The organism is Streptomyces sp. NPDC018263, assembly GCF_055562575.1.
Map to the genome: position 1 here is coordinate 55,164 of NZ_JBVHFA010000005.1, position 20,672 is coordinate 75,835.

Here is a 20,672-nt window from a genome sequence, read left to right on the forward strand (position 1 = left end):
GAACTGCGCTCAGGCGCGCTGGAGTTGATCGGGCGGGCGTAGGGTGCGGGGCCGTGGATATCCCCCTGTGGCGCGACCGGCGCTTCGTTCTGCTTCTCGGCGCACGGGTCGTCTCTGTGCTGGGCAACGGCTTCGCGCGGGTCGCGCTTGGGTTCGCGGTGCTCGCGCTGCCGGGGGCGAGCGCGGGGCGGCTGTCGCTGGTGCTGGCCTGCCAGGCGTTGCCGCAGTTGGTGTTCGTCCTGGTGGGAGGCGTGATCGCGGACCGTATGTCGCGGTCACGGCTGATGATGCTGGCCGACGTACTGGGTGCCGGGGCGTACGCCGGACTCGCCGCCCTCGTGCTGACCGGACACGCCCCGCTGACCGCGATGTGCCTGCTCGCCGTGGCGGCCGGTGCGGCGACCTCGATGTTCGCCCCCGCCATGGAAGGTCTTGTCCCCCTTCTCGTGCCCGCCGACCGGCTCCAGCGGGCCAACGGCCTCCTCCGCGTCGGCACCAACACCTCCCTCCTCCTCGGCCTCGCCCTGTCCGGCGTGACCGTCGCCCTGGTCGGCGCGGGCTGGGCACTCGCCCTCAACGCCGCATCCTTCGTCGTCAGCGCGGCCCTCACCGCCCGGCTGAAGGTGGCCGGCCGGCCCCGCGTACGGGCCTCGGGCTGGACGGAACTGCGGGAAGGCTGGCGGGAGTTCGCCTCCCGGCAGTGGCTGTGGGTCGTGGTCGCCCAGTACGCGGTCGTGATCGCCGCGCTGAACGCCGAGGTGGGCGTCCTGGGTCCCCTCACGCTCGAACACCACGGCGGCGCCCGGAGCTGGTCGGTCATCGTCGCCGCCCAGGCCCTCGGCACCATCGCGGGCGCGGGCCTCGCGGCGCGGGTACGGGTCGGGCGCCCCATCCTCGTCGCCGTACTGAGCACCTTCCCGGCCGCCCTGCCGATGCTCCTGCTCAGCCTCGGCGCCCCCCTCTGGCTCACGGCCGCCGCCATGTTCGGCGCGGGCGTGGCGAACGACGTCTTCGGCGTCCTGTGGTCCACCACCCTCCAACGCGAGATCCCCGAACACGTCCTCTCCCGCGTCACCTCCTACGACTGGTTCGGCTCCCTCGCCCTCGCCCCGCTCGGCATGCTCGTCGCCGGGCCGGTCGCCTCGGCGGCGGGCACGAGCTGGGCGCTGACGGGCTGCGCCACCCTGGTCGTGCTGGCGACGGGTGCGGCGCTGCTCGCTCCGCAGGTGCGCGATCTGCGGACACCCGCCGGGGTACGCGTGGCGGAACCGGAGGCCAGCGGGACACGCTGAGGAGTCCGGCAGCCCGGAGGGCGCGTCTGCGCATCCGGTCCCGCGCGGCGGCAGAGCCGTAACCATGCGTCACCTCGCCCCGGTTGACCCAGGCGTGCCCCCCGCACGGGCGTTTCCTCAATCGGCGGGGACGAAGTCGTACCCCGACCAGTCGCTCAACGGGCGGTAGCCGAGGCGTCGGTAGAGGGCGTTGCTCGTGGGGTTGGACCGGTCGGCGAAGAGGACGACCTCCTGGGCTCCGGCGGCCAGCGCGGCGCGGCTGACCTCGGCGGAGACGGCGGCGGCGTAGCCGTGGCCGCGCAGGTGGGCCGGGGTGTAGACGATGTCCACCTGGATCTGGCCGCCGATGAGCGGGTTCATGCCCGCGATGGAGACGGGCGTGCCGTCCGGGGTCTCCCAGAGGGTGTACCGCTTGTCGGCGTAGCGCGTGTTCGCCCAGGTCCCGGCGTCGACGGTGACGTCCTCCCCGACGGCCCTGGCGAACTCCCCGCACCAGTGGGCGGCTTGGTCGAGATCTCCCTCGCCGAGGACACGGGGCCGGCCCTCCGGATGGGGGTCGGGCGGGGTGAGGGTGCCGAGCCGGTACAGCCGGACGCCCACGTCACGGAGCTTCGGCGTCACCCCGGCGTGCCGCTGCCACGCCTCGGCGAAGGCGGTGGCGGTGTCGTGGTCCGCACCGACGGCAGTCGGGGAGAGACCGGCGTCGGCGAGGCGGACGGCGAGGCTCTCGGCCTGCTCGGGCGTGAGCGGGGAGAGGCCCATCGCGCGGGGCGGCAGATGATAGAAGGTGCCGCTGACCAGGCCCTCCTCCTCCAGCACCCCGAAAACAGGCGCCGGCCCGAACGCCCCCGCCCCGCGCACCCGCACCCTCTCGGCCCACGTGAGCTGCATGACGTGCTCAGCGGGCCGCCCTCGGAGGAACCCTCCGGCACGGGCGAGAAACTCTTCGACATCTTCAGTGAGACACCATCCACTTGACCGCATGCTTCATGCTTCCGCACCCGGGGGAGGCGGCGGGCGGTTTCGCACCAGAGCGACGGCCGGGACCGCACGTGCCCCGTCATATCGGCCGAAACCCTCCCCCCTGTGACTGAGCAAGGTGGTTGTCACCTGGGAATCGTCCCGACCTCGACCGCAGTGATGGCGTGAGCGGGATTGTTGTCACTGGAAGTGCGGGACTCTTGTCACATTGAGATCGTTTGCGGTCTCGTTGTCACCAGTACCGAAGATCGCCTACAGCGTGCGCTGGGCTTCGCTTCCCTGGAGACGTGGCGGAGGTTCAAGGATCTGGCGGGGTACACGTCCGGACGGCTGACGGTGCGGCGTACGAGCCCCTGTGGTCGCATGCGTGCAGGTGGGACGACCTGCTCGTGCCGGTCTCCCTCGGCGCGGGGCGTCAGGCGCTCGGCCTGGACGAGGGCTGGACGCGACGGTGGACGGCTACCTGGCGGTACGCCGGAGGTGAGGTCACAAGCGCGGTGGCTAACCTGGCGGCCGTTCCGGTCACTGGGCTGGTGCCGATGCGGGGCTTCACCTGGCGGCGTGATCAGCGCCATCGTCCCGGGCTTGCATACATGGTCAGTACCGGCCGCCTGCACGGCTTCGAGAGCTTGGAGGAAGCCGGGCTGCTGCTGGTCCTGGATTTCGCCGGTGACGTGGTCGAGGTCCTCTCGCAGCCGCTTCGGCTGAAGTTCCGTACAGCCGGCTGATGGCGCAGGCATACCCCCGACTTTCTAGCCGGGAGCGAACTGCCGCCCGGCTCACCCTCGTCGTTCTCGTCCCCGTTGGGTAAGGGCGACCCGGTACTGCCCACGATGCCTCTCCGGTGACGGAACTGAGATCGAAGAGCGTCATGGCGGGCGTTGGCGCCGGCCTTGGAGATTGCCTCCCGTCTTCGCCTGTCTACGTCATCAGCGTCCGCTGCTGTACGGCTGCCCTCGCTGCGGGCAGGACATCAACGCAGCCCGCGCCGGCAGCCTGATCGCCCGAGTCTCCGAGGCGGGCCTCCACCCCGCTCAGTGCAGAGCCACCATTCCTGGCACACGGGCGATCTGCGGAGCGGGCCTGGCCGGCGGTGAAGCGGATGGACTTCCCTACGCTCCCTCCGCGGTCGGCGCATTGCTGAGGCTTCAGCACCACTTCGACAGGCTTTTGGACCCCGATGGGCCAAAGGAAGTGGGAAGCTTCGGGTGGCTGATTCCTGCGGCCCAGTACTTCATTGATCTACGTGCTCTGAGTGCGTTGATCTTCATGACTTGGCCCCATGCCAGGCAACTCACCGACACGGAGGCCCTGGCCGTGCTGGTCGACCGGGAGGCGGAGAAGCGACACGCCGAGTTCGCCAATTCCCGGGCCGAGGCCGAGGCAGGCCGACGGCGCCAAGCCTCGCACCACTACAGCGACCCGGCAGCGGATCCCGCCGTCGCGGGCGCGGTGCTGGGCATCGCAGTACGTCTGCTGTCGGCCCCTGATGAGAACGAGACCCACGAGGTGATGGCGCCCATCCTCGATGGAGCCAAGGAGCGACATTTCTCGATGAGTTACCAGTTCCGCCGCCTCGGCGGGACCTCCTACCCGCTTCAGGCCATCCTCCTGACCTCGCGCCGGGACCGTGGCGCGTTCCAGCGGATGGGTCAGCGGATCGAGAACAAGGGCTTCAGTCGTCTCACCCGAGCCGACCGGTTTATATGCTGAACCGGCGCTCACGCCTGCCGCTGGGCGCGAGCGCGACGGAAAAACGGCAGCCTTCGTGGTGCACACGGGGGGCATGGCTTCCGCCGGTGACCGGCACGGCACTCGGTCATTGGTCGACAAGCTTATGCCTCGTGTCAGTTGGTCTTCGTATTGGTCAGATGGGCTCCGACATATCCAATGATCACCTGTCCGGTGACGCCCTTCGTGTCGTCCAGGAAGTAGATCCTCGGTGAGGTGCTTCCCTTTGAGTCGAGTTTCAGGTGGGCCTGCATTTCCGTGCGTCCGGAGGGGTCCACCTCCAAGGGGACGGCGAAGATCCTCTCCTCGCCCCACCTGTTCATCGTTGTGGCGGACTCGACGGTGGCCAGCTGCTTGAGCGGCCAGTTAACCGCCCCTGGGCGGTCCGATGTGCAGTGCTGGTAGAAACCGCCATTGAACCCGTCCCTTGCTGCATGCGTGTAGGAGTCCAGCGCCCTCAGGGCATTCCATGCCTTCGCCGCCCACACGCGAGCCCGCTCCGCCTCGTCCAGTTCGAGGGCCCTCCTCTTATCGGCCGTGACCCGAACGCCTTCGAAGGCGTCCAGCCGCTCCCACAGCTCCTCGAATGAGTCCGGAACACCGGGCGGCTGCTCCACGACGACGGTGTCGTCGTAACGGCCTTCCTCACGCAGTCGACGCCGCAGGATGTCTGCCTCCGCCCGCGCCCGCTCGACGTCGTCCAGCGCCCGCAGCGCCTCCTCCATATCCCCGTCCGCCCGATCCACGGCCGCGTGCAGCTGCTCCTCCAGGGAGGTCAAGGTCCGTGCCGAAAGGTCGGTGCTGCGTGCCGCTTCCTTCAACTCCTCATCAGCCTGGGCTAGTAGCGCCCTGAGCTCCTCGACGTCCTTGCGCATCCCCGCCAGCTCTTCGGAGGGTCGTACGGATGTCAGAGCGGCCTGCCGCTCCGCGCGATGACGCCGGCCCGCGTCATCCGGGAAGGCAATCGTGCGCAGAGCCTCGGGCAATGGGGCCTCGGTAGAAAGCCGCTGGACAGTACGCGCGAGACCGAACCACGCCCCATCCTGGGGATCGCTCATCCGAGCCACGGTCAGGAACCGGTGACGCGAGGCATCTTTCGGCCACGCCGGATCCACCTCGCTCAGAAACGTGCGGACGGCTCCCGGGGCGACGCGGTGGTACTCCCCGATCGCCGCGCGGAACGCATCGACGGCTTCGGTGTCCGTAAGCACATACAGCGAGGCTGCACCGGCACATTGCCGCATCGCCTGCCCCAGCCGATTCGACCACAGCGCGTTGGGACGGAGAGGTTGGGCTGCCACAATCACCGGCATGCGCCGTGCGGGGTCACAGAGCACGTCGATCAGGGCATTGATGCCTTCCGCGTCCACGCTCTGGGGCTCTAGTGTCAACCTCGCCGGACCATCCGTGGGCCCCAGTTCCTGGACGAGATCGCGAACCAGGCGCGGTCTGGCGGGGGTCAGCGACTTGTCCCCGTTGGGGAACACCTCCAGGCCGACCGTGAGCAATGCAGAAAGGTCCTCGAACGCGACAGCCGTGATGGTGGTCCGCCACGTGGCCTCGATCCTGTCCTCGCGCAACTGGAGGCGTATCGCGTGTTCGGCGCCGTCGGCCAGGTAAGCCGCATGGTTGGTCAACACTGAGACGTCATCGAGGTGGTGATGCCCGGAGGTGAGCGGGGCGCTGCCGAACTTTCCAGTGAGCCATTGAGCACTGATGCGGCGAACTACTTGGAAGGGGTTCTCCGCGGTCGGAACGGTGAGGATCGCTCTGTGCGCGAGCGGATTGCTGTTCAGGTCCATGACGGCTCTTCACGTGAGTGCTCGACAAGGGAGCGCTGGGATGGTCTATGTGCGTGGGTGGCGGTCTTCTCGTTCGGTGGTCCGGCGAGGCACAGACCCCCGCGTACGGCAGCGCCCTGACGCTCCAAATCGTCGTTGTCGAAAGGGTGGTGACCGCATATCACGAGGGGCGCCGTTTCCCAGGGTAGGAAGGCGCCACTCGTGGTCGTGTGATCGGCTACAGAGCGGCAGGAGCCTTTTTGTACCAGCCGGTGATCACGCCCACCAGGTGGACGATGTTCTGGGTCCGCATGATCGGTGCGGCAGCGTTCGGCTCGAAGTCCACGTTCGCCTCAGTGGTGCGCCAGATGCTGTTCTCGGCGACTGGCGCGGCCATGTGCGGGTTGAGGCGCTTGAAGAACTCGGTGATGTCGTCGAGCTCCACCGGGTTTTCGCCCGCGCGCAGTTCGCGGAACACCCCGCCCAGGACGCGCAGCATGCCTACCGAGCCGAGCAGCGAGTTTCTGCGAAGCTTCTGCGACATGGTCAGCTCGTCGGCCGGGCGATCCGCCTCGGGGTCGTCCTCGGTGATGGCGGCGAGGTCGGTGAAGGCGTTGGAGATGACATCGAGGAAGTCCTTGACCTGTTCGATGACCTCGCCGTCGGTCAGAGTCTGCTCGGCCTTCTTGCTGATCCGGCCGCCAGCACCGGCGATGACGGCGCGGGTGATGTCGGCAACGTGTTTGGCGCCCATCAGGTTGGGGTTCTTCAGGGTCATGCGGTCCTGCTCGGCGTCGACTCGTCCCTTGAGTAGCGGGTGGTCGATGACGTCGGACAGTGTGCGGTTGGCGACCTTGTAGCTGTCGAACCGGGCACGGACGGCGCTGCTGATGCCCTTGGCGTTGTCGGCCACGTCAACGAACATTTGCTGGGCCTTGATCGGGTCCGGCTCGACGTAGATGTCTAGGCCGACGTACTCGGCCTTCAGCCGGTTCATCTGGCCGATGAGCCGCTCACGTTCCGCCTCGAGCTTTGCGGACTTCTCCGGGCTGAGCTTGCGCGCCATCTCACGGTCGATGGCGGAGATGGCGTCGGTGATGCGCTGCTTCTCGATGGAGACACCGAGCACGCGGTGCTGGCCGTCGATGGTGCGCAGAGAGGAGATGCCGCCGATAGCCCACGGGACCGTGAGGTAACCGACAGCGCCGTGATCGTCCACCTTCTCGAAGGTGCAGCCACCGCCGTCGCGGGCCAAGAGGGCAGGGGCAACCCAGTCCTTCTTGGCGTCCAGGTACTCACCGAAGTGCTTGGCGTGGAGGCGATCGACCTTGCGGTTGTCCTTGTCGACGTTGTTCGGGTCAGGGACGGGAAGGATGGTGGGGAGGTCGAGGAGTGGAACGCGCGTGCTGTAGACGACGCGGCCCCCCTGGGGCGTTTTGATCGCCAGGTACGTGCTGGAGTCCTGCGGCTTGGACAGACGCAGTGGGTCAACGTTGATGCTCACTACAACCCCAATCGAGTCGGCTACGCTTCATGGCGTCACTCAACCCGTAGAAGCTAGCACGCAGTTAACTACTGCGCTGGATAAGTTCTTAATTTCTGCGGCAAGTTGGAGATCAGCCTTTCTTAGGTCTAGCCCTCCCCATAGCGTGTTGCCCACTCCGCTCCAGTAGTGCGCATCTACGCACAGACGCCGTGGTGCAGCGGCCCGCTACCTCGCCGATCAAGCAGATCGCAACGAAAGAGGACTTCTCCATGACGAACCAGGCACTCGCGGCGGTCGGCGATGACCCGGACGCCGAGAACGCGGTGAGGGTGCCGGCGCATGCGGACGCCGAAGCGTTGGCTCCGTCGGAGGCGTCCGTGAACGAGGCGGGATCGGACCCCTGGAAGCGCCCTGGGTATGCGTGGCGCTGGCCCTCGGCCCTGCAGGTGTCTCGCTGCATCACAGGGCTCGTCCTCGCTGCCACGGTGAGTGGCGTCGTGCCGGACGGTCCGGCCACGGTCGCAGCGGGGGCGGAGATCGCCCTACACTCGGTGGGCGAGCTGGGCGCCGCCTGCTTCCGGCGTACCCGCCGCTAGCCATCCCGTAGCCTGTGGTCACCTGGCGTGTGAGGGTGGCTGCAGATCGCGGCGCGTGCGACGCATTACGGGCGGGGGTTGGTGATGGCCGCGACGTGGACGCCCATCCGATCTGCCGCGGCCGGTCCGCCAGCGGAACATCACGAGGTGTGCGCCCGCTGCCTCGCAGCCTCGACCCGCTGCCCGACGAGACGCTGACCGGTTTCATACTTCGCCTCGCGCACCGGCTCGGGACATCCCCCGGAATGGTCGCAAGCCGTACCGGCCTGACCGGTCATCGCAAGGAGAATGCACTCTTCCGGATCCCCATCCGGCTCGTGCACGACCTGGAACCAGACCAGCTACAGACCTTCGCGCGAGTCACCCGACTCACCCCAGGTGAGGTCAGCTGTCTGCTGACCTCCTCGCTCGCGGAGCGATATGGGCCGCTGAACGGGAAGTCCACCCCTCGGAGTAGCGCCGCGAGGGTGGTCAACGAGAACACGTGGCTGCTGACTCATACGCCTCGGTACTGTCCGCAATGTCTAACCGGGGAACGGAAGCGAGATCCAGCAGCTTTACGGCGGGGCCTGGCGGCGTTGCTGGCGCCTCCCACCAGTCTTTGCCTGCCCGCGGCACCACTGCCTGCTGCGTACCGCGTGCCCCGCCTGCCGTCGGCCCGTCCACGCGGTCGAGACGAATAGCATCATCGCTCGGCCCTGGGACGGGGACCTGCATCCCACGCAATGCCGGACGACGATCGCCCCTCGCGCCGTCGGGCGCCTCCAGCCTGCCTGTGGCGCCCAGCTTGCGGAGCCCGCGGGGGTAGTACCCGATATCGTTCTCGATGGGCAGACGATGGAGCACCTTCTCGACCTTCAGCAACGGCTTCTGAAGATCTTCGACCCCACTGGTCCGGAAGCGACCCCGAGCGTCGGCTGGCTAATCCCCGCCGCCGACTACTTCGCCGACCTGAGAGCCTTGCTTGGCCTCGTGTTCCTGTCCTGGCCTGCGGCTCGCTCCTTCGCCGCGACCCCGGCGCTCGTGGAGGCCCTAGATGGGGAAGCCGAGGGGCGCCTTGCCCGAGCAGCGCCCTCCGAGACAGGCCCGGGAAGAAGCACAGCTCGCGTCCCTTCACCGATCCACCGCTGGACCCGTTTCTCATGGGCGCGGTGCTCGGCATCGTCGAGCGGCTGCTTGACGCCCCGGACGAGGAACAGGCGCAGGAGCTCATGCTGCCGCTGATCCACCAGGCCAGCCGTGTTGATCAAGCCCTGTCGATCTATCAGCGGCGGGAGGCGTAGGTTTCGTTCCCGCTGCGGATCGTCAGCATGAACCGCTCCAAGAGCATGATGGCTATGGGCGACATCATCGCCCGCGGGCCGATCTCCAAGGGTGGTGGCAGCGGAGCGCGCCCTGAGGGGTATCGCCGACGCGAGCCTCAGTGACAGTTGTCCTGCTCAAGTGACAACCAGCATGCTCAGTCACACCTCCCGTCACACCCCGGTCACAACACTTTTGCAAGCGGGGTGCTTGCAAAAGTTAGCGAGGGTGGGCATGGTGGAGGCATGGCATCGCTCAACGTCGGCAATCTCGGTGAGTATCTGCGCGAGCAGCGGCGCAACGCCCAGCTCTCGCTGCGGCAGCTCGCCGATGCCGCCGGGGTGTCGAACCCGTACCTGAGCCAGATCGAGCGCGGGCTGCGCAAGCCCAGCGCGGAGGTGTTGCAGCAGGTCGCCAAGGCCCTGCGGATCTCCGCCGAGACGCTGTACGTCCGCGCGGGCATCCTCGACGCCGAGCGGGACCGGGACGAGGTCGAGACGCGCGCCGTCATCCTCGCCGACCCCTCGCTCAACGAACGGCAGAAGCAGGTCCTGCTCCAGATCTACGAGTCCTTCCGCAAGGAGAACGGACTCGGCGGCGAAGGCCCCGTACGACCCGAGGAGTCCGACGGTACGGGAGCGCAGCCCAGCGACACCCCCGGCAGTGATGCCGGTCCGCGGCGGACGGCCGGATGAAACCGGACCAGGGTTCCGGCCACCGCACGCGGACCACACCGACCTCAGCCGAACGCGAATCCGGGAGGACCTTCACCATGGCCATCACCGACGACCTGCGCAAGACCTTCAGCGACCCGACTCCGCTCTACTTCGCCGCCGGTACCGCCGATCTCGCCATCCGGCAGGTCCGCAAGGTGCCCTCGCTGGTCGAGCAGCTCCGCGCCCAGGCCCCGGCCCGGATCGAGCAGGTGCGCGCCACCGACCCCAAGGTCGTCCAGGAGCGGGCCACCGCCCGCGCCAAGGAGGCGCAGGAGACCATCCAGACCAAGGTCAACGGCCTCATCGGCAACCTCGACGTCGACCTGAAGAAGGTCGGCGAGCAGGCCCAGGACCTCGCCCTGCGCGGCGTGGGCGTGGCCGCCGAGTACGCCGTCAAGGCCCGCGAGGCGTACGAGAAGGTCGCCGAGCACGGCGAGCAGGCCGTGCGGACCTGGCGCGGCGACGCCGCCGAGGAGATCGAGGACCTCGCCATCGCGGTCGAGGGCCGGCCCGAGCCGGGCGTCGTCAAGGAGACCCCGAAGCCGGCCGCCGGTGCCGCCGGTCCGGCCGTCGCCGAGCCCGACCCGGCCGCCGCCAAGAAGCCGGTGGCGAAGAAGCCGGCTCCGGCCCCGGCCGCCGCCCGCAAGGCTCCTCAGCCGAAGAAGCCGACCCCGCCGGCCAAGTGACGGCGGACGGTGTGAGACGTACGGGCCGGGCACCATCGGGGTGCCCGGCCCGTTCTGCGGGTAGCGTGACGGCAGCGAACCAGAAGGCAAGGAGCGGTGGGCAACATGCTGATGCTGGGCTTCGAGGGGTTCATGGGGCTCCTGAAGATCGTCCTCATGGCACTGGCCGCGTTCGGTCTCTTCGACGCGGCCTTCCGGCGTGAGGACGCGTTCCGCGCGGCGGGCAAGCAGACCAAGGTCTTCTGGCTGGTCATCCTGGGCATCGCCCTCGCGGTCAGCTACCTGTTCTCGATCCTGTCCATCCTGCCGATCGCGGGCGCCGTCGCCAGCATCGTCTACCTCGTCGACGTCCGCCCCGCCGTCAAGGCCCTCACCGGCGGCAACCGCGGTGGCTGGGGCCGGGGCAAGGGCCGGGGCGGCAGCAGCAGCGACGGCCCGTACGGCCCGTACAACGGCGGTCGCTGAGGGCTCCGCCGGTTCAGCCGAGCCGGCCCGCCGGGCCCGGGGCTTCCGCCCGCGGCCGGCCGGCCGCGCCGACGGCTCCGCCGGGGGCGAGCGCCGAAGTGGCCTGCCGGGGCTTGGCTCCGGCTCGCGCCGGGGTGCACGAGCCGGCCGCCCGAGTTGGTGCTGAGCGGCCGAGCAGGGCTTGGCCGCGTGGACTGAGGGCGGTGAGCGCCGCCCCTGTCCGTACAGCCCGCTACGCCACCCGGTCCAGCAGGACCACCGCGACGTCGTCCGTCAGCTCGTCGCCGTTCAGGTGACGGACCTCGCTGACCGCCGCTCGCAGCAGCTCTTCCCCGCGCAGGCCCTCGGAGAGCTGGCGGTGGATCATGTCGAGCATGCCGTCCTGGCCGAGGCGGGGGCCGCCGGGGGAGGTGCGGCCTTCTATGAGGCCGTCGGTGTAGAGCATGAGGCTCCACTCGGCGCCCAGCTCGACCTGGGTGCGGGGCCAGCGGGCGCCCGGCAGGAGGCCCAGGGCGGGACCGTTGTTGTCGAAGGGGAGCAGCCGGGGGACCGGGGTCGCGCCGGGGCGGATCAGCAGCGGGGCCGGGTGTCCGGCCAGGCACAGGCCGGCGCGGCGGCCGTCGGGCGCGATGTCCACCGTGCAGAGGGTCGCGAAGATCTCCTCGTCCGAGCGCTCGTGCTCCAGCACCTGCTGGAGCGTGCCCAGCAGCTCGTCCCCGCACAGCCCGGCCAGGGTCAGCGCCCGCCAGGCGATCCGCAGCTCCACGCCGAGCGCGGCCTCGTCCGGGCCGTGGCCGCAGACGTCGCCGATCATGGCGTGCACGGTGCCGTCCGGGGTGCGGACCGCGTCGTAGAAGTCGCCGCCGAGCAGCGCGCGCGAGCGGCCGGGGCGGTAGCGCGCGGCGAACCGCAGCGCGGCGCCCTCCAGCAGCGGCGTCGGCAGTAGCCCGCGCTCCAGGCGCCGGTTCTCCTGCGCGCGCAGCCTGCCCTCCGCAAGCCGCCGCTCGGCGGTGTCGGAACGCTTGCGCTCCACGGCGTACCGGATGGCGCGGCTGAGCAGCCGGCTGTCCAGCTCGTCGCGGAAGAGGTAGTCCTGGGCGCCCACACGCACGGCCTCCGCGCCGCGCTCGGCGTCGCCGGAGGCGGTCAGCGCGATCACGGCGTGCCGCGGCGCCAGCTCCAGCACCTGACGGAGCACGGCCAGCTCGTCGCCGTCCTCGGTGTCGGCACAGCCGGCGGCCGGGAGGGCGAGGTCGAGCAGGATGCAGTGCACGTCGGGGGTGAGCAGCCGTCCCGCCTCGGTGAGGTTGCGGGCGGTACGCACGCGGATCGGCCGGCCGGCCGAGTCCCGCAGCTCGGGGACGAGCGCGCCGGACGGGTCGTCCTCGACGAGCAGCACGGTGAGCGCCGCGCCGAGGGCGGCGGTGTCACGCTCTGCCTCGTCGGTGAGGGCTACGGCCGAGACCTGCGCCGGACCGCACGCGGCGGCCGGGACTGCTCTCTGCCGCGGTACGGGTACGGGCATGTCCTGGTTTCCTTCCCTCCCCCCGGGGGCACGGCGGCGCCGAGGGTCCTCGTAGCGCCGTCGGGTGACCCTAGCGGCACCGGCCGCCCCGGCGGAATGGGGCGCGCGGCGTCCGTATCGCGCAGTCCGGTGTCATATGCCCTGGCCCGTACGGCAGTTGGGCGGGGCGGCAGGGGGTGCGGGATGACGAAGCTCACTTGGTTCCCGGCCGCCTGCGTGCCGTTGGTCACAGGGTTGCGAGGTGTGGCGCCGGTCACGCGTCCGGGCGTACGACCCCCAGGATCGGCATGGTGCCCGCGCCCGCGACCGTGACCGTACGGCCGGGTCGCGGGGCGTGGATTATCTTGCCGTCGCCCACGTACATCCCGACGTGGGTGGCGTCGGCGAAGTAGATGACGAGGTCACCGGGGCGCATCTCCGTCACGTCCACGTGCGGGAGCTGCTTCCACTGCTCCTGCGAGGTGCGCGGGATCGGGGTGCCCGCGTCGGCCCACGCCTGGGAGGTCAGGCCGGAGCAGTCGAAGGAGTCGGGGCCCTCGGCTCCCCAGACGTACGGCTTGCCGAGCTGGGCGGTGGCGAAGGCGACCGCCTTGGCCCCGGCGGAGGTGGCGGTGCCGGTGGCCTTCGCCGCGTCGGCCTCCTTCTTCAGGACGCCGGTGTCCAGCCAGGCGGTCTGCGCCTTGCGGGCGGCCTGCCGCTCCAGCTCGGCCAGCCGTTCCTTCTCCTTCTTCTCCAGCCGCGACTCGAGCTTCTCGGCGTCCTCGATCCGCGCCTTGATCGTCTTCTGGGCGTCGGCCTTGTCCTTGCGGTCCCGCTCCAGCTTCTTCCAGCGCGCGGCCGCGTCGTCGGTGTCCCGCTGCAGCTCCCGCTCGACGCGGTCGGTCTCGGCGATCAGCTTCTTGGTGGCCCGCGCGCCGTTCAGCAGGGTGCCGGCGCCGTCCGCGAAGTGCTCCGGGTTGTCGCTGAGCAGGAACCCCGCCATCGGCGGCATGCCGCTGTCCCGGTACTGGGCCCGCGCGGCGGCGCCCGCCTGGTCCTTCAGCTCGGCCAGCTTCTCGCGGGCCGCGTCGGTCCGCTTCTCCAGCCGGGCGAGCTGGACGGACTGCTTGCGCGTCTTCTCCTCGGCCGCGTTGTAGGCGTCGGTGGCGACGGCCGCGTCGTGGTACAGCCCGTCGAGCCGCGCGCGGACCTTCTCCAGCTCGGCGTCGGGAATGGGCGCCGACGCGGGGGCCGCGCTCGCCGAGGGTGCCGGGGAGGGGTCGGCGGGTCCGGCCGGTACCGACGCGAACGCCGTACCCGGCAGCGCCAGTACGGTCACCGCGCAGACCACGGTCACGGCGGCGGCGAGCAGCCCGCGCTTGCCCCTACCCATAACGTCCCCCCAAGCTGATTTACCGTCAGTAACTTACGATCCGTCCGCAGGATCGTGCCACGATCCGGCGCGAAGTGACAGAGGTCGTACGAAGTCGTACATCCCCCGGCGCCCCGCGCCTCCCCGCGATCTTCCCGCCCGTCTGACGTACCGGGACCGGAGATCGTTCCCCTCAGATCCCGGATTCCGTGCGATTCCCTCGAACAGGTGAACCAGCGTCAGGTGAACCGACGTCAGGTGAACCAGCGTCAGCGGGGAGCCAGCGCCTCCCACGCCAGCGTCACTTCGCCCTGCCGCCAGCGCGCGGGCCCGTCCGTCACCGGCCAGTCGGCCGTGAGGTCCCGGACCGTGCGCAGCCAGCGCTGGCGGGCGCCGTAGGAGGCGTAGGGCGCGGCGGCGGCCCAGGCGCGGTCGAAGTCGCGCAGGAAGGCATGCACCGGCTCGCCCGGCACATTGCGGTGGATCAGCGCCTTCGGCAGCCGTTCGGCCAGGTCGGAGGGGTGCTCCAGCGAGCCGAGCCGGGTGGCGAAGGTGACCGTGCGCGGCCCCTCCGGACCGAGCGCGACCCAGACGTGCCGCCGCCCGATCTCGTCGCAGGTGCCCTCCACCAGCAGCCCGCCGCGCGAACCGTCGCCCGCCGGGGCCAGCCGCGCGCACAGCCCCCGCCACACGGCCGCGACCTGCTCCTCGTCGTACTGCCGCAGCACATTGGCGGCCCGGATCAGCACCGGCCGGCCCGGTACGGGGATCTCGAAGCCGCCGTGCCGGAACGCGAGCCCCTCGCGCTCGTACGGCTTCGCGGCCGCGACCCGCTCCGGTTCGATCTCGACGCCGACCACGCGCGCGTGCGGGGCGACGGTACGGAGCCTGCCGAGCAGCTCCACGGCGGTCCAGGGCGCTGCCCCGTAGCCGAGGTCGATGGCCAGCGGGTCGGCCGCGCGCCGCAGTTCGGCGCCGTGCGTGGCCGCGATCCAGCGGTCCATGCGGCGCAGCCGGTTGGGGTTGGTCGTCCCGCGCGTCACCGTGCCTACGGGGCGGGTCGTGCGGGGTGCCATGTCTACGAGGGTAAGCGGGCCCGGTGATGACCTCGGACCGAACGGTTGAGCGAAGCACGGTCATGATTGGGTAAAACCGCTTGATCGGGAAATGGGAAGAACCCCCTCCGCTGTTGCACCCCTCGGAGGACTCGGACGGTCCCCCGGCAGGCATGCCCGAGCGAGGAGGAAGCCCAGTGAGCCAGTACGTCAGCAGGCTCGGGCGGCGCTCCCCGGCAGCCGCCCCCCGGCTGCGACTGCACCGCAGGCCACGCCGGGTCGCCATGCTCTCCGTGCACACCTCGCCCCTCCACCAGCCCGGCACCGGCGACGCGGGCGGGATGAACGTCTACATCGTGGAGCTGGCCCAGCGGCTGGCCGCCCTCAACATCGAGGTCGAGATCTTCACGCGGGCCACCTCCGGCGACCTCGCCCCCAAGGTCGAACTGGCCCCCGGCGTGCTCGTCCGGCACGTCGACGCGGGCCCCTACGAGGGGCTGGCCAAGGAGGAGCTGCCCGCCCAGCTCTGCGCCTTCACCCACGGTGTGATGCAGGCGTGGGCCGGCCACCGCCCCGGCTACTACGACCTCGTCCACTCCCACTACTGGCTCTCCGGCCACGTCGGATGGCTCGCCGCCCAGCGCTGGGGCGTACCGCTGGTGCACGCCATGCACACCATGGCCAAGGTCAAGAACGCCAGCCTGGCCACCGGCGACACCCCCGAGCCCGCCGCCCGCGTCATCGGCGAGACCCAGATCGTCTCCGCCGCCCGCCGCCTCATCGCCAACACCGCCGAGGAGGCCGCCGAGCTGGTCCGGCACTACGAGGCCGACCCCGCGAAGGTCGCCGTCGTGCACCCCGGCGTCAACCTCGACCGCTTCCGCCCCCTCGACGGCCGCGCCGCCGCCCGCGCCCGCCTCGGCCTGCCGAGGGACGCGCTGATACCGCTCTTCGCGGGCCGCATACAGCCCCTCAAGGCCCCCGACGTGCTGCTCCGTGCCGTCGCCCACCTGCTGGACGAGCGTCCCGAGCTGCGCCGGAACATCGTCGTCCCCGTGGTCGGCGGGCCCAGTGGCAGCGGGCTCGCCAAGCCGGAGGGGCTCCAGAAGCTCGCCGCGCGGCTCGGTATCGCGGACGTCGTGCGGTTCCGGCCGCCGGTCGGGCAGGAGCAGCTCGCGGACTGGTTCCGGGCCGCGTCCGTGCTGGTCATGCCGTCCTACAGCGAGTCCTTCGGGCTGGTCGCCATCGAGGCGCAGGCGGCGGGCACGCCGGTGATCGCCGCCTCCGTCGGCGGTCTGCCGGTGGCCGTGCGCGACGGTGAGACCGGCTTCCTCGTCCAGGGCCACGACCCCGCGGACTACGCGCGCGTGCTGCGCCGCTTCGCCGACGACCCCGGCCTGTCCGACCGCATGGGCGCGGCCGCCGCCCGGCACGCCCTCGGCTTCGGCTGGGACGCCTCCGCCGCCGCCACCGCCGACGTGTACGCGGCCGCGACCCAGTCCCACCGCCGTCGCGTACGCTCGCAGCATGGCTGACACCGAGGCGACGGAACGGGCCGCGCGCACCCTCGAGGACGCGCTGAAGGACGCCGAGCTGGAGTGGGAGAGCCCTGATCCGGGCTCCTACGTGGTCAAACTGCCCGGCACGGCCAAGCTCTCCACCACCGTCTCGCTGCTGGTGGGCCGCCACACCCTCTCCGTCAACGCCTTCGTCATCCGGCACCCCGACGAGAACGAGGCCGGCGTCCACCGCTGGCTCCTGGAACGCAACCTCAAGCTGTACGGCGTGAGTTACGCGGTCGACCGGCTCGGCGACGTCTACGTCAACGCCCGTCTCCCGCTCGCCGCCGTCACGCCCGAGGAGGTGGACCGGCTGCTCGGGCAGGTCCTCGAAGCGGCGGACGGCGCCTTCAACACCCTGCTGGAGCTGGGCTTCGCCTCCGCGATCCGCCGTGAGCACGCCTGGCGGGTCTCACGCGGGGAGTCCACGCGCAACCTGGACGCCTTCACGCATCTGATCGAGCGCGACTGAGCCCGTTTCAGGGCCCGTTGCGGTAGCGGCCCGGTGTCACCCCCACCAACTTCTTGAAGTGCCGGGTCAGATGGGCCTGGTCGTAGAACCCGGCCGCCACCGCCACCTCTTTCGCCGCCACCCCGTCCAGCAGCAGCCGCCTGGCCCGGCCGACTCTTCTCGACGTCAGGTAGCGGTGCGGGGAGATGCCGTAGGCGGTGCTGAACGCCCTTACCAGGTGGGCGGGATGGGCGTGCAGCAGTGCGGCCGCTTCGGTGAGGGTGAGGCCATCGGTGAGGTGCTCGTCGAGGAGTTCGCGCAGGAGCCGGGCCAACAGCGGGTCGGGGCGCGGGGGTTCGGGGTCGCGATGACGCAGGTGGTTCCTGAGGCGCTCACCGACGAGTACGAGCCCGCTCTCGGCGGCCAGTTCGTCACCGGGGCTTGCGAGGGCGCGGTGCAACTGGCCGACGCGCTTCCGTAGTTCAGGGTCCCGCAGGTCGGGCTGGTCGACGGCGGGACCGATCAGGTCATGGCTGAGCCGGCTGCCGTCCAGGTAGAGCACGCGCTTGCGGAAGCCGTGCGGGGTGGCGGGGGAGCCGTTGTGCGGGACGTGCGGGGGCAGCAGGGTGACGGTGTCGCGCGGGGTGCCGTGCTCGTGCCGGTCGAGGTCGTACCGTACGGCGCCGTCGTCCACGATCAGCAGCGTCCAGGCGTCGTGCACGTGCATCGGGTACGCGTACTCGGTGAACCGGGCGTGGAAGACCTCCACGACCCCCGGTACCGAGGGGCGCCACGCGGAGACTTCCGGCTGGTCGGCGGCCACGCAAGAAACGTACAAGACCGGGGCGGGGTGTGGTCGGCAGGCTCGGGGCATGGACGAACAGCCCCTGCGTTTCGACACCAAGATCGCCGTACTGCTCCGCGACGACCTCGCCCCCTGGCAGCGCCTCAACGTCACATCCTTCCTGGTCAGCGGCCTCGGCACCCAGCTCCCCGAGGTGATCGGCGCCCCCTACGAGGACGCCGACGGCGTCGCCTACCTCCCGATGTTCCGCCAGCCGGTCCTGGTCTTCGAGGCGTCCAAGGAAGTCCTCCGAGCGGCCCACACCCGCACCCTGAGTCGCGCCCTGCCCCGCGCCGTCTTCACGGCCGACCTCTTCTCGACCGGCAACGACACGGCCAACCGGGCGGCGGTACGGGCCGTACCCACGGCCGACCTGGATCTGGTGGGGCTGGCGGTGTACGGGCCCAAGGGCGGGGTGGACAAGGTGGTGAAGGGGGCGAGGATGCATCCGTAGGCGGGGCGGGGCGGCGCGCCCGCGACACGGGGCTCCGGAGCGGGCGGGACCGCCCACCGACGGCGGGCAACCGGGGAGCCGGGAGTCACCCGGCCCGTCGCGGCCCCGCGGCCAGAGCCCGCATCCGCGAGCCGCGCAATCCGCGAGCCCCCGTGGGTCAGGCCGCCTTCTCCACGGCGGGCCGGGTCTTTGCCGCAGCCGGCGCGCCCGCCACCTCCGCCTCCTCCGCGGGCAGCCCCCGCATCAGCAGGGCGTACCCGAGCCCCGCCACCGTCCCGATGACCGCGCACGCGCCCCACAGCCACTCGGCGCCCAGGCGGTCGATGACCGTGCCGGACATCAGGGGGGCGACCAGGGCGGCGACGGACCAGGAGAGGCTGTAGACGCCCTGGTAGCGGCCGCGGCCGTGGACGGGGGAGAGGCGGACGACGAGGCCGGTCTGGGTCGGCGCGTTGACGATCTCGGCGAGGGTCCACACGCAGACGGTGAGCGCGAAGACGCCGAGCGACCCGGCGAAGGCGGTGAGCCCGAAGCCGTAGCCCGCGAGCAGCGAGGAGATGACCAGCAGGCGGCGCGGGTCGCGGTGCTCGATGAAGCGGGTGACCGGGATCTGGAGAGCGACGATCAGGACGCCGTTGACGGCGATGGCGGTGCCGTAGTCGGCGGGGGAGAACCCGGCCTGGCCCATGGCGACCGGCAGACCGACCGAGCCCTGCATGAAGAGGAGGCCGACGAGGAAGGACAGGCCGACGACCGCCATGTAGCGCCGGTCGCGCAGCACCGTACCGAGCCCGATCCTCGCCTCCCCGGCCTCCTTGGCGGCGGGCGCGGGCCGGGACTCGGGGAGCTTGAGGAAGACGAGGATCGCGCAGGCCAGCGTCATCCCGGCCTCGATGAGGAACCCGGCGAGATAGCTGAACTCGGCGATGAAACCGGCGGCGACGGAGGAGACGGCGAAGCCGAGGTTGAGCGCCCAGTAGTTCAGCGAGAACGCCCGTACGCGGTCCTCGGGCCGCATGATGTCCGCCATCATCGCCTGCACGGCGGGCCGGGAGGCGTTGTTGGCGGAGCCGACCAGGAAGGCGACGGCCGCGATGGCGACGGGGTCCTGCATGAAGCCGAGCAGCGCGACGGAGAAGGCGGTGCCGACCTGTGCGATCAGCAGGGTGGGCCGTCGGCCGAGCCGGTCCGCCATCACCCCGGCGCCGAGCGAGGAGACGACCCCGCCGAGGCCGTGCAGCGCCGCGACGAGGCCCGCGAAGGAGGCGGAGTAGCCGCGTTCGAGGGTGAGGTAGAGCGCCATGAAGGTGGCGACGAACGCGCCGAGCCGGTTGACCAGCGTGCTGGCCCACAGCCACCAGAAGGCGCGGGGGAGCCCGGAGACGGAGGACCTGGCGGCGGCGATCAGCCGGCCCGGTGCGGCGGTGGACATGATGGGACCCCCCGGTAAGTGGCGCGTGCGGTAAGCGCACCTTACTCAGACGGGGTCGCCGGAGGCCACTGGATTAACAGAAGCCGTCAACCGTCGGCGGCGCGGTGACCCGTCATGGGGGTGGATTACGCTCTGAGGCATGGCCGACGCACCGTACAAGCTGATCCTCCTCCGCCACGGCGAGAGCGAGTGGAACGCGAAGAACCTGTTCACCGGCTGGGTGGACGTCAACCTCAACGAGAAGGGCGAGAAGGAGGCGGTACGCGGTGGCGAGCTGCTGAAGGACGCCGGTCTCCTGCCCGACGTGGTCCACACGTCGCTCCAGAAGCGCGCGATCCGCACGGCCCAGCTCTCGCTGGAGGCCGCGGACCGCCTCTGGATTCCGGTCAACCGGAGCTGGCGGCTGAACGAGCGCCACTACGGCGCCCTCCAGGGCAAGAACAAGGCGGAGACGCTGGCCGAGTTCGGCGAGGAGCAGTTCATGCTCTGGCGCCGCTCCTACGACACCCCGCCGCCGCCGCTGGCCCGCGACGCGGAGTACTCCCAGTTCGACGACGCCCGCTACGCGGACCTCCCCCCGGAGCTGCGCCCCCAGACGGAGTGCCTCAAGGACGTCGTCGTCCGCATGCTCCCCTACTGGTACGACGACATCGTCCCCGACCTCATCGACGGCAAGACGGTCCTCGTAGCCGCCCACGGCAACAGCCTCCGCGCCCTCGTCAAGCACCTCGACGGCATCTCGGACGAGGACATCGCGGGCCTGAACATCCCGACGGGCATCCCGCTGTACTACGAGCTGGACGCCGACTTCAAGCCGGTCACCCCGGGCGGCAAGTACCTCGACCCGGACGCGGCGAAGGCGGCGATCGAGGCCGTGAAGAACCAGGGCAAGAAGAAGTAGGCACTCACGAACAGGCCCCCTGCCTGCGGTTTCTCCGCGAGTAGGGGGCTTGTTGCTGCCTTTG

At 70.5% G+C, this 20,672-nt stretch carries 20 protein-coding genes and 1 pseudogene; 13 read left to right on the forward strand and 8 right to left on the reverse strand.

The genetic code is table 11. The features are described 5' to 3' along the window. Nucleotides 1–53: 53 nt before the first annotated feature. A complete protein-coding gene (locus ACZ3HQ_RS15740) occupies nucleotides 54–1,292 on the forward strand; it encodes an MFS transporter (RefSeq protein ID WP_467511198.1) in 1,239 nt (412 codons plus the stop codon). A gap of 117 nt (nucleotides 1,293–1,409) precedes the next feature. Here the strand turns inward: ACZ3HQ_RS15740 and ACZ3HQ_RS15745 are convergent, their stop codons facing one another. Next, on the reverse strand, nucleotides 1,410–2,276 hold the full coding sequence (locus ACZ3HQ_RS15745) for a GNAT family N-acetyltransferase (protein WP_467511200.1): 867 nt from the start codon (nucleotides 2,274–2,276) through the stop codon (nucleotides 1,410–1,412). Between the two features lie 386 nt (nucleotides 2,277–2,662). Between ACZ3HQ_RS15745 and ACZ3HQ_RS15750 the strand changes: the two genes are divergently transcribed. Together ACZ3HQ_RS15750 and ACZ3HQ_RS15755 are read left to right on the forward strand one after the other, a co-directional pair. Further along, complete coding sequence (locus tag ACZ3HQ_RS15750) at nucleotides 2,663–3,001, forward strand: hypothetical protein (protein ID WP_467511202.1); 339 nt, start codon at nucleotides 2,663–2,665, stop codon at nucleotides 2,999–3,001. 64 nt (nucleotides 3,002–3,065) lie between these two features. Further along, nucleotides 3,066–3,986, forward strand: a pseudogene (locus tag ACZ3HQ_RS15755) (TniQ family protein); the annotation flags it as partial. 134 nt (nucleotides 3,987–4,120) lie between these two features. Here ACZ3HQ_RS15755 and ACZ3HQ_RS15760 read toward each other — a convergent pair. Continuing rightward, nucleotides 4,121–5,806 carry a hypothetical protein gene (locus ACZ3HQ_RS15760; protein ID WP_467511204.1) on the reverse strand — a complete coding sequence of 562 codons (1,686 nt, stop codon included), beginning with the start codon at nucleotides 5,804–5,806 and terminating at the stop codon, nucleotides 4,121–4,123. A gap of 217 nt (nucleotides 5,807–6,023) precedes the next feature. Further along, a complete protein-coding gene (locus tag ACZ3HQ_RS15765) occupies nucleotides 6,024–7,289 on the reverse strand; it encodes a DNA sulfur modification protein DndB (RefSeq protein WP_467511206.1) in 1,266 nt (421 codons plus the stop codon). Nucleotides 7,290–7,480: 191 nt separating this feature from the next. Here ACZ3HQ_RS15765 and ACZ3HQ_RS15770 point away from each other — a divergent pair, with 191 nt between their 5' ends. From ACZ3HQ_RS15770 to ACZ3HQ_RS15795, 6 genes are all read left to right on the forward strand, one after another. Next, nucleotides 7,481–7,867 carry a hypothetical protein gene (locus ACZ3HQ_RS15770; protein ID WP_467511208.1) on the forward strand — a complete coding sequence of 129 codons (387 nt, stop codon included), beginning with the start codon at nucleotides 7,481–7,483 and terminating at the stop codon, nucleotides 7,865–7,867. A 149-nt stretch (nucleotides 7,868–8,016) separates the two neighbouring features. Then, nucleotides 8,017–8,550 (forward strand): TniQ family protein, encoded by a 534-nt coding sequence (locus tag ACZ3HQ_RS15775; RefSeq protein ID WP_467511994.1) that lies wholly within the window; start codon nucleotides 8,017–8,019, stop codon nucleotides 8,548–8,550. Nucleotides 8,551–9,009: 459 nt separating this feature from the next. Further along, nucleotides 9,010–9,150, forward strand: a complete 141-nt coding sequence (locus ACZ3HQ_RS15780; RefSeq protein WP_467511210.1) for a hypothetical protein — start codon at nucleotides 9,010–9,012, stop codon at nucleotides 9,148–9,150. A gap of 264 nt (nucleotides 9,151–9,414) precedes the next feature. Then, on the forward strand, nucleotides 9,415–9,864 hold the full coding sequence (locus ACZ3HQ_RS15785) for a helix-turn-helix domain-containing protein (protein WP_467511212.1): 450 nt from the start codon (nucleotides 9,415–9,417) through the stop codon (nucleotides 9,862–9,864). A 77-nt stretch (nucleotides 9,865–9,941) separates the two neighbouring features. Further along, a complete protein-coding gene (locus ACZ3HQ_RS15790) occupies nucleotides 9,942–10,571 on the forward strand; it encodes a hypothetical protein (protein ID WP_467511214.1) in 630 nt (209 codons plus the stop codon). Nucleotides 10,572–10,676: 105 nt separating this feature from the next. After that, complete coding sequence (locus ACZ3HQ_RS15795) at nucleotides 10,677–11,036, forward strand: DUF2516 family protein (RefSeq protein ID WP_467511996.1); 360 nt, start codon at nucleotides 10,677–10,679, stop codon at nucleotides 11,034–11,036. 232 nt (nucleotides 11,037–11,268) lie between these two features. Here ACZ3HQ_RS15795 and ACZ3HQ_RS15800 read toward each other — a convergent pair whose 3' ends face one another. The 3 genes from ACZ3HQ_RS15800 to ACZ3HQ_RS15810 form a co-directional block, all read right to left on the reverse strand. Next, nucleotides 11,269–12,561, reverse strand: a complete 1,293-nt coding sequence (locus tag ACZ3HQ_RS15800; protein ID WP_467511215.1) for a PP2C family protein-serine/threonine phosphatase — start codon at nucleotides 12,559–12,561, stop codon at nucleotides 11,269–11,271. A gap of 253 nt (nucleotides 12,562–12,814) precedes the next feature. Next, a complete protein-coding gene (locus ACZ3HQ_RS15805; protein ID WP_467511217.1) occupies nucleotides 12,815–13,933 on the reverse strand; it encodes a C40 family peptidase in 1,119 nt (372 codons plus the stop codon). Between the two features lie 248 nt (nucleotides 13,934–14,181). Next, the gene (locus ACZ3HQ_RS15810; protein ID WP_467511219.1) at nucleotides 14,182–14,988 is read right to left on the reverse strand and encodes a class I SAM-dependent methyltransferase; all 807 of its coding nucleotides are present in this window, start codon (nucleotides 14,986–14,988) and stop codon (nucleotides 14,182–14,184) included. A gap of 176 nt (nucleotides 14,989–15,164) precedes the next feature. On the opposite strand from ACZ3HQ_RS15810, the gene mshA reads away from it, so the two are divergent. Together mshA and ACZ3HQ_RS15820 are read left to right on the forward strand one after the other, a co-directional pair. Further along, nucleotides 15,165–16,502, forward strand: coding sequence for a D-inositol-3-phosphate glycosyltransferase (gene mshA, locus ACZ3HQ_RS15815; protein WP_467511221.1), 1,338 nt, complete (start codon nucleotides 15,165–15,167; stop codon nucleotides 16,500–16,502). After that, nucleotides 16,495–16,998, forward strand: a complete 504-nt coding sequence (locus tag ACZ3HQ_RS15820; RefSeq protein WP_467511223.1) for a type III secretion system chaperone family protein — start codon at nucleotides 16,495–16,497, stop codon at nucleotides 16,996–16,998. The genes mshA and ACZ3HQ_RS15820 overlap by 8 nt, the downstream gene beginning before the upstream one ends. 7 nt (nucleotides 16,999–17,005) lie before the next feature. Here the strand turns inward: ACZ3HQ_RS15820 and ACZ3HQ_RS15825 are convergent, their stop codons facing one another. After that, nucleotides 17,006–17,800, reverse strand: a complete 795-nt coding sequence (locus ACZ3HQ_RS15825; RefSeq protein WP_467511225.1) for an AraC family transcriptional regulator — start codon at nucleotides 17,798–17,800, stop codon at nucleotides 17,006–17,008. 49 nt (nucleotides 17,801–17,849) lie between these two features. Here ACZ3HQ_RS15825 and ACZ3HQ_RS15830 point away from each other — a divergent pair, with 49 nt between their 5' ends. Further along, nucleotides 17,850–18,275, forward strand: coding sequence for a DUF2000 family protein (locus ACZ3HQ_RS15830; RefSeq protein ID WP_467511227.1), 426 nt, complete (start codon nucleotides 17,850–17,852; stop codon nucleotides 18,273–18,275). A 157-nt stretch (nucleotides 18,276–18,432) separates the two neighbouring features. Here ACZ3HQ_RS15830 and ACZ3HQ_RS15835 read toward each other — a convergent pair whose 3' ends face one another. After that, a complete protein-coding gene (locus ACZ3HQ_RS15835; RefSeq protein WP_467511229.1) occupies nucleotides 18,433–19,707 on the reverse strand; it encodes an MDR family MFS transporter in 1,275 nt (424 codons plus the stop codon). Nucleotides 19,708–19,846: 139 nt separating this feature from the next. On the opposite strand from ACZ3HQ_RS15835, the gene ACZ3HQ_RS15840 reads away from it, so the two are divergent. Continuing rightward, the gene (locus ACZ3HQ_RS15840) at nucleotides 19,847–20,608 is read left to right on the forward strand and encodes a phosphoglyceromutase (protein WP_467511231.1); all 762 of its coding nucleotides are present in this window, start codon (nucleotides 19,847–19,849) and stop codon (nucleotides 20,606–20,608) included. Nucleotides 20,609–20,672 lie beyond the last annotated feature (64 nt).

Bases quoted from the DNA above. Each gene is read 5' to 3' on its own strand.
- ACZ3HQ_RS15760 (WP_467511204.1), bottom strand. From the start codon at position 5,806: ATGGACCTGAACAGCAATCCGCTCGCGCACAGAGCGATCCTCACCGTT.
- ACZ3HQ_RS15745 (WP_467511200.1), bottom strand. From the start codon at position 2,276: ATGCGGTCAAGTGGATGGTGTCTCACTGAAGATGTCGAAGAGTTTCTC.
- ACZ3HQ_RS15805 (WP_467511217.1), bottom strand. From the start codon at position 13,933: ATGGGTAGGGGCAAGCGCGGGCTGCTCGCCGCCGCCGTGACCGTGGTC.
- ACZ3HQ_RS15840 (WP_467511231.1), top strand. From the start codon at position 19,847: ATGGCCGACGCACCGTACAAGCTGATCCTCCTCCGCCACGGCGAGAGC.
- ACZ3HQ_RS15795 (WP_467511996.1), top strand. From the start codon at position 10,677: ATGCTGATGCTGGGCTTCGAGGGGTTCATGGGGCTCCTGAAGATCGTC.
- ACZ3HQ_RS15820 (WP_467511223.1), top strand. From the start codon at position 16,495: ATGGCTGACACCGAGGCGACGGAACGGGCCGCGCGCACCCTCGAGGAC.
- ACZ3HQ_RS15780 (WP_467511210.1), top strand. From the start codon at position 9,010: ATGGGCGCGGTGCTCGGCATCGTCGAGCGGCTGCTTGACGCCCCGGAC.
- ACZ3HQ_RS15800 (WP_467511215.1), bottom strand. From the start codon at position 12,561: ATGCCCGTACCCGTACCGCGGCAGAGAGCAGTCCCGGCCGCCGCGTGC.
- ACZ3HQ_RS15830 (WP_467511227.1), top strand. From the start codon at position 17,850: ATGGACGAACAGCCCCTGCGTTTCGACACCAAGATCGCCGTACTGCTC.
- ACZ3HQ_RS15810 (WP_467511219.1), bottom strand. From the start codon at position 14,988: ATGGCACCCCGCACGACCCGCCCCGTAGGCACGGTGACGCGCGGGACG.
- ACZ3HQ_RS15785 (WP_467511212.1), top strand. From the start codon at position 9,415: ATGGCATCGCTCAACGTCGGCAATCTCGGTGAGTATCTGCGCGAGCAG.
- ACZ3HQ_RS15790 (WP_467511214.1), top strand. From the start codon at position 9,942: ATGGCCATCACCGACGACCTGCGCAAGACCTTCAGCGACCCGACTCCG.
- ACZ3HQ_RS15835 (WP_467511229.1), bottom strand. From the start codon at position 19,707: ATGTCCACCGCCGCACCGGGCCGGCTGATCGCCGCCGCCAGGTCCTCC.